Annotated in this window: 5 protein-coding genes and 1 tRNA gene; all 6 read right to left on the reverse strand. The window is 43.9% G+C overall.

What is annotated here, in order from left to right:
- Positions 1-406: 406 nt before the first annotated feature.
- Positions 407-1258 carry a CPBP family intramembrane glutamic endopeptidase gene (locus B5J93_RS11265; RefSeq protein WP_079326468.1) on the reverse strand — a complete coding sequence of 284 codons (852 nt, stop codon included), beginning with the start codon at positions 1256-1258 and terminating at the stop codon, positions 407-409.
- Positions 1259-2146 carry an alpha/beta fold hydrolase gene (locus tag B5J93_RS11270; RefSeq protein ID WP_079326469.1) on the reverse strand — a complete coding sequence of 296 codons (888 nt, stop codon included), beginning with the start codon at positions 2144-2146 and terminating at the stop codon, positions 1259-1261.
- A gap of 112 nt (positions 2147-2258) precedes the next feature.
- Positions 2259-2343, reverse strand: a tRNA-Leu gene (locus B5J93_RS11275).
- 63 nt (positions 2344-2406) lie between these two features.
- Positions 2407-4866, reverse strand: coding sequence for a TonB-dependent receptor domain-containing protein (locus tag B5J93_RS11280; RefSeq protein ID WP_079326470.1), 2460 nt, complete (start codon positions 4864-4866; stop codon positions 2407-2409).
- A 122-nt stretch (positions 4867-4988) separates the two neighbouring features.
- Positions 4989-7604: a TonB-dependent hemoglobin/transferrin/lactoferrin family receptor gene (locus B5J93_RS11285; RefSeq protein WP_079326471.1), complete on the reverse strand. Its 2616-nt coding sequence runs from the start codon at positions 7602-7604 to the stop codon at positions 4989-4991.
- A 94-nt stretch (positions 7605-7698) separates the two neighbouring features.
- Positions 7699-7842, reverse strand: a complete 144-nt coding sequence (locus B5J93_RS13705) for a hypothetical protein (RefSeq protein WP_167432575.1) — start codon at positions 7840-7842, stop codon at positions 7699-7701.
- Positions 7843-8018: the final 176 nt, after the last annotated feature.

The following is an 8018-nucleotide window of genomic DNA, read 5'->3' on the forward strand; positions in this document are numbered from 1 at the left end:
TAAGTTCGGTTGGTATAATAGGCGGTGGTCGTGCCAATCACGCCCCCACCCAAGATAATGATGTCCATAAAATACCTTGATGATGACTTGTAAGTAAATTAGGGTGTGCCTGCCTTTGGTATTTGCAATGAAAAATGCCTGTTTAAAAAAGCAGGGGAATCGCACGTTTTTCAAGGAAAAAACGTAGGCTGTGAGTCTTCTATCAAGCAAGTTTTTGACTTCGAGCCACAAGATTTAGCCATTTTTCATGCAAAAATCGATTAAAATTGTCAAATTTTCATCGTATTTTATAAAAATGCTATCAATGGTAGGCACGCCCTAGTATGTTTCCTAGTTAAAGTCTGTAATTAGGGTGTGCTTATAAATAGTATAACAAGCTCTGATGACAAAGAAAAGGGCTTTTGAGTCAGCTTGCCAAATACACCGCCATCGCCATGCCATTATTGACCATGTGCATGAGTATTGCCATGATGAGTCCGTATTTGACACGGATATAGCAAAACAGCAACGCCATGGCAAAGATGACCATCATGCCAAGCAGGTCGTATTGTAGATGAACGAGTGTAAAGAGCAGACTGCTTATGAGACTTGCCATGAGTGTGGACTTAGCGATGGTAAAACCGACCAGACGGATGGGGGTTTGCTCGGCACGATGACGATGAAGCAGTCCGCCAAATATCAACCCCCGAAACACCAGCTCTTCGTAGATGGGGGCGACCACCACGATGGCGAATATGAGCAGGGGCAGGGACTCATCTGTGATAAGCCCATCCAAAAAATCCATGGGCGAGCTGTCCAAGGCGGTCAAGATAATCTCACTTACCGCCATAAATGCTATCATGCCTATTAGACTGACGACAAAGCCCCGAACGCCTATCGCCTTTATCCCAAAAAACTGCCAAACAGCGCCCCAGTGATGAGCTGATGGGGGCTGATGGGGCGTGCTGTGGCATGCCGTTTTGCTTTTAAATAGCACCAAACCTACGGCAAACAGCGTAAAGGCTAGGGCAGTGATGACAACCGAGATGGCGACCACCACGCCGTTATTGGAGCCGAGCATGATGAGCTTAGCGACATCCAGACTGCCTGCCTGCTCATAATAAGCCAATGAGCTGATATACACGCCAATGATTTGTAAGGCAAACATGCCAAACAGGCAAAATAAGCACAGCCCCACCACGCCCACTGCCGAAAAAGAAATGGCAGGGCGTGGGGATGGCTTACTCATCTGTGGGGCGGTTAGGTCGTGATGGGGCATTTAGCGAGCCTTGATTTGTTGGGCGATGGTGTCTAGCACGAGATGGGCGGTGCTGTCGGGCGTCTCCAAGGGGAACATGTGCGAGCCGTCCACATAGATGACTGGCACGCCCCAACGGTCGTGGATGGCGTGGTATGAACCCATGTGGGTGAAGTGGCTGTCCTTGCCAGCGATGAGCGTGGTGGGGCGGTAGATGGTCAGTGACTTCGCCCAGTATAGGGATGGAATGGTGCGAAAGATGGCAAGCTCGACCGCCTTGGGGATGGCGAGCGTGAATTTGTCGTCTTTGGCGGTCAGCCCATGCTGGATGTAGCCGTCAAAGGTGCGTGCGTCAAAGGCTCTAAACAGTCCCTTTTGGCGTAGGCTGTCATGGGCAGTCTGCCTGCTGTCAAAGGTGTCTTTGCGGTATTTGGATTTGCTGGCAGGCGAGATTTTATCGACAAAATAGTGATGAAATCTGGGCAAGGGGCGTAGGGCGTTATCCATGACTTTGGATAACTGATAAGCTAGGCTCATCTTGCCCATAAGTAGAGATGGGTCAAGGGCGATGACTTGGCTGATGTGCGTGGGGTCTTTATCACACGCCTGCATGGTCGTCACCGCGCCCACAGAATGCCCCACGGCAACCAGCTGTGGCACGCCGTGTTTGTCGCACGCCTCACGGATGCTGTCTAGCACTTGCTCGGTCAGTCCCTGCCAGTGATTGTCAAGTGGATAATCAGGGTGCGTGCCAAAGAGCTCAATATACTCAATGCTAAACACCTGCTCCCAATGCTCAAACAGCGGTGCATAGACCTGACTGGGAAAGCCATTGGCATGGACAAAATGCAGTACAGGCTTGCCTGTCAAGGTAGATGTGGGCAGGGTATCAAAAGGCGTGGTCGTCATGGGTTGTCCTATCAAGTATCATGGGATTGGGTCATTATTGTGTTTATGAGAATAAATGTCAAGAAATTTACACACAAAAAAACTCAACCGCTTTCACGATTGAGTTAAAACATGGTGGGGACGGAGAGACTCGAACTCTCACGGGTCGCCCCGCTGGAACCTAAATCCAGTGCGTCTACCAATTTCGCCACGTCCCCGAATGTGTGGCGTATTATACACGATTTTTGGCAGGGGTCAAGTGGTTTTTGCAAATAAATGCGTCAGAATTTAAAATTTATCCCCATACTAAAATTACGCCCCATCTGCGGAATGTAGGGCAAAAAGGTCTCATGTGCATAGACTTGTTGGTTCAGCAGGTTATTCGCCTTAAAAAAAATCGAATAATTCACCGCTCCTTTATAATGCTGATAACTCAAACCCAGATTTAACATATGATTGCCCGCTGTTTCACTTTCAAACTTGGACAATTTATCTTGTTTAAAAGTGTGAACGTACTCCACATCGCCCGACCATCTATCATCAAAATCCGCCTTAAGGCGTGCACCTAGTCGCATGGGGGGCAAGCGTGGTGTATAACGGTCAGCTTGTGGCTTGTAGGTAATCTCTTCTGGATAGTTTCGCCCAAAAAATGTGCGTGCAGGGCGATATTCATCAATCACATCAGGCATGTTGATGAGCTTGCCATGTACAAAGTCTCCGAACAATGAAGCATGATAAACAGGGGTGAATTGATAGCCGATATTTGCTTCTAGTCCATAAAAACGAGCAGGCGACTGCATATAACGATTGACTTTTAGGTCGGCATTATTTTTAATCGAACGAGGGCCACGACCATCATTCATCGCCAAAAGATAAATATAATTATCAAAATCATAAAGATAGGTTGAAAATTTATAATCAAGCTTATCGCCTTGATATGCCAAACCAATTTCAAAGTTATTGGATTTCTCTTTGGTTAAATTGCGATTGCCTATTTCAAATGAATTGGTTGCCAAATGCATGCCGTGTGCATACAACTCTTGTGCATTTGGTACACGTTCTTGATGAGATAGATTTAAGGATAAGGTGTAATTTGGCTTAAATTGCCAGTTGGTGCTAAACGCATAAGAATATGCAGTTTCTTTATGTGGCTTTAATAAATCACGTACATAAGCCTGAGCCTCGTTTGCTGTCATAACACCATAAGTGCCATCAGGACGATAGGCTTGGCATTTTAACCCTTTGCCACAATAATAAATATCATCAATATAAGTTGTGGTTGCTTCTTCATCATACTGCATCGTAACCTTTTGTTTTTCAGCACGTCCAGATAGCTCAAAAGTTACATCACGCCATGTTAATTGCTCCAAACCAAACCAGCTTAGCGTGTCGCTCTTATTGTTATGAAGCATGTGTTGCACATTAGGCGTACAGGTAATGCTTGGCCAAATGGGTGTGCAAGTGGGTGTGGTGGTTGCGCTGTTTTTTGAATTGGCATATTGCACACCCCAAACCCCTGTCAAATCCTTGATAGGCTGATGAGCAAACTCAAGTCGGGCATTATGAGAGCTGTTCTTAAAGAAACCCTCAGTGCTATCGCCCTCAATCTCATCATGACGATAATTGGTGCGACTGGCATTAAAGCGGATTTTTTCAATGCCTGCAAAAGGCTTGGACATCTGACCACGCACCTCATAACGCGTAGACTTTAAATCAATAAAAGGTGCTGTATGCTCGTGCTCATGCACAGCTGTATTATCATGATTATGACAGGTCAAACCGATATTATCATAATCAATGTCTTTTTCTTCCGCCAAAAACGGATACATTTTTAAAAATGGTTTACCGCCTTTTAACAGCAAACGTTGGCGCACAGTATCAGCATGACAATCTTCATAGGCATGGCTGTGTGCAGGCAGTCCATACTTTTCACGGCGCTCAGTCAATGAGGCGCCAACATAGCCACGATCGCCAATCCATGACAAACCCACCGTACCAACCGTGCCCTCCGCCCAGCTCTCCGGCAGGTAATCCAAAGATTCATGAGTCACGGTCAATTGCTTATTTGTATCCAACTTATAAATCGGATGTTGGTAATCTGGGGTGCGATAATCACCTGCATGACGGTGTAAGCCCTCCAAACGCAAAGCCAGATGATCGCCCAAACCTATGGTCGTGCCAACCGTTGCTAATTTTTCATGACTGCCCGTATTAAAACGCAAACCCAAATCTGTTTTTATTTTTTGCTCTGGCAGTTGACTGGGTATTTTTTCATCAACCACATTAATCACCCCAGCTGCATTACCCGAACTATATAACAGCGTTGTCGCCCCACGCACAAGCTCCACTTGCTTGGCAAGTTGAGTATCCACGCTAATTGCATGATCTGGCGACATGTTAGACATGTCCACCACATCAGCATTATTTGCCAAAATTTTAATGCGCTTACCTTCTTGCCCACGAATAATCGGTGCAGAAGCACCTCCGCCAAATTGATTGGAGTGAATACCCAGCTCACCACCCAATGCATCGCCCAAAGTTACTGCACGCTGTTTTAGCACTTCATTTTTGATGACCGTGTCGCCCACTTTGCGTACGCCTCCCAAAGCAAGACTTTCTAAGGGTTGGTGCTTAATATTAATGATTTCATGCTCAAGTTGAACCATCGGCACATCATCGGCGAGGGCATGATGGCTTAAAATCAGTAAAATAGCCAACGGCAAACGCTTATAAGCAGTCATAAGAAAATCTCCATCAATCAAAAATAAATATTATAACATAACATTAAATATAGTTACAATATAACAAAATAATTGACAAATAAAAAACCCGCCATCAGGCGGGCTTTGTTATTGAGCATTAACTAGAACTCATAGGTTAGCGATAACGCGTAGTTACGACCGGGGGCAGTATAGCGGTTAAAGCCATAGCCTTTGCCATCAACCATGCCGTTGATACTGGTTGTAGCAAACTGACGTAAGGTTTCCCATGGAATGTATTTTTCATTGGTGATATTATAAATGCCTGCATTTAAAATCCAGTTTTTATCCTTGCCAAATTTCTTCGACCCATAAACATCAAACAGTAGAGTGGATTTACTACGATTGACCACGTCATAGGTCTTGACCTCTTCTGTGTAGCCGTCCGCCACCCTATCAATTTTATAGTAATCGCCCACAGCGCTGTCATAATCATAAAAACCACCATAACTACAAAAACCTGCATAGAAAGTGCTATTACAATAAACTTTGTCTTCTTTGTATTTAAGTCTGGTGTCTAAATATTTGGCGTCGGAGGATTTTTTGGCCTGAGTATAACGCACCTTGCCATGAATCTCCCAGTCATTATTTGGGCTATAATAATTAAGACCAAGCATGAACATACCTGGAACCGCCGCTAGGGTATTAACCTCTTTTACACCATTAAAATCAGTCATTACCAAAGCCTTGTCTTTGGAAAAATGATAATCAGCCGTCAAATCCAAATTCCCATCAAGTTTTGACCATGCCGAAAAATCAGCTTTCATGCCGAATTTTAAACCCTTAATCTCTGCCTCATCAAGATTGTTAGATTGTAAGCAGGTGTGATTTGAGCAGCCAAGCACTCGGTCATTGCGATTGCTATTCCAATATTTGGTGTGAATGAAGTCTTCGTATTTAGTTATATATCCACCCAAAGTCAAGGTAAGCTCATCTTTAGGCTTAAATTCCAGCTCCAGTTCATGCGTCAAAGACGTTTCAGGCTTTAGATTATAGTTTGGTACTTGCTCGTTGGCATTAATGGTGAAGTTGCTATAAATCTGACTGACGGTTGGCGCTAAAAATCCTGTGCCAACTTTATAGCGTGCGGTCAGCCTATCCTCAATCAATTGGTAATCAAGCATGGCATTCCAAGTAATGTGGTCGAACTTGCTTTCTTTGTTATGTGTGCCAGCACGATAGGCATCACAAAAAACAGACTGGGCGTTATTGCTCACACAAGTGCCATAAGCCTTAGCATCTTCGGTCAAACTGGCTACTCTGCTACCAACCTTATCTCCTTGTAAATAGGGGCGATAATGCAAGTTATCATAACGCACACCCACCGCCGCCTTAAATCGGTCATTGAAATAGATGTTATCACCTAAAGCAAGATGATAAATGTCTTTCTTAGCATCAGGAAAAGCAAAGTTGACAAAACTGCCATCCACATCAAATTTATTATCCACATAATTTAAATAATGGGCGGTACTAGTATAGTCTTGCTTAGCACGACCGCCTGTCAGATAAAATTGATGTTCACCCAATCTACCCCGGTCAAACGATGCCGAATCTAGTTTTAGACTCAGTTGTGCGCTGTCGTTAGTAATGGGGCGATATTCTCGATAAGATAATTCAGGATTGTTAATTTTTGAACGCCCAAAACCCAGATAATACTCCCAAGTGTCCGCCAGTCCCAATACTTCGCTTTTGGTATAGTCCAAGTTTAACTTACCCAACCAACGACTGGACTCTGGCAGGTACTGATAATTTACCCCGTAATTTTTAAGCTCCTCTTTATCATGCGCAAAACGCGTGCTTGAGCCGTTACGCGAGCCGTAAGTGTGCTTGCTTTGGGTGTTCATGTGATTGGTTTTTTCTTGATACATGCCATGTAAACCAACCCGATGATTATCATTAATATGATAATAAAATTTTGCAAGGGCGCTATCTTGCTCATGGACTAATGCATCGGGATGAACCAGACTGGTTGTGCCGTTAGGCATCTCATCAAGGCTAAACTCGTAAATTGGATTGAGTTTATTTTTATCATGGCGCTTCATGTCATGATTTTTCAGCTCATGACCCTCACGATGAGCATAATTTAACAAAAACTCCGCTTTATCATACACGCCTGCCAAGCCCACCGCGGTCAACAGCTCTTCGTTTTTGGTGGTGTAACCCACTTTGGCATAACCACCCAAATTACCATCGCCTCTTACCATACTGGCAGGTTCCTTAGTTTTATAAGCAACTGAACCCCCTATCGCACCAGAACCTGACAACAAGCTATCTGAACCTGCGGTAATGCTGACACCACCCATCATTTCAAGATCAGGGTTGAAGCGCCCCTCATATTGATAGCCATAAGGTGCAAAAATCTCATTTACCTCCACTTCAGGCAGTGCCACGCCATCGACATTCATTGCCACACGGTTGCCATCCACACCACGAATGGCAAAGCCTTTATTGCCATAACGACCCACTTCTGCCACATCTACTTCGGTGTTATAACGAACAAGGTCTTGGCTGTTTTGTACCATTTGTTCGTTGAGTTCACGGCGAGTTACAATGGTTTCGCCCACTTCCTCTTGGGGTGTGCGACTAATAGTAATCGTCTCATGTCCAAGATGAACTTTAGGTTCTGGGCTGTCATCAGCATGAGCCTGTATGGTGTGGCACATCATGGTGGGGATGAGTAGGGCGAGCAATGATTTTTTGGGGAAGTTGTATTGACGCATAGAGCTATGCCTATAAAAATAAAACAAAAGTCCTGTGGGTATTATCAAGCTGTAAGATTAGGGCGTGCCTGCCCTTTATAACACTATTCACAATTCAGATATATTTTAGAAATAAATTAATCGTTTTTGCATGAAAAATGGCTAAATCTTGTTTTTCATCGTCAAAAGCTTGTTTGATAGAACGACTATCAAGCTTCACTTTTTCCTTGAAAAACGGGCGATTTTTCTCATTTTTCATTGCAAATACAAAAGGCAGGCACGCCCTACATACAAAATGACAACAAACAAGGCATTTTACCTTGAAAAATTATCTTTGTAAATAATAACAGTTATTATTTTTATATTTATTTGTAAAAATCTAGCAAATGCTTTTATTTGATGTTTGGGTGTTTATCGTTTAAAAAAATAAGCGTA

The sequence above is a fragment of the Moraxella equi genome, from assembly GCF_002027555.1.
GTDB classification, from domain to species: Bacteria; Pseudomonadota; Gammaproteobacteria; order Pseudomonadales; family Moraxellaceae; genus Moraxella; species Moraxella equi.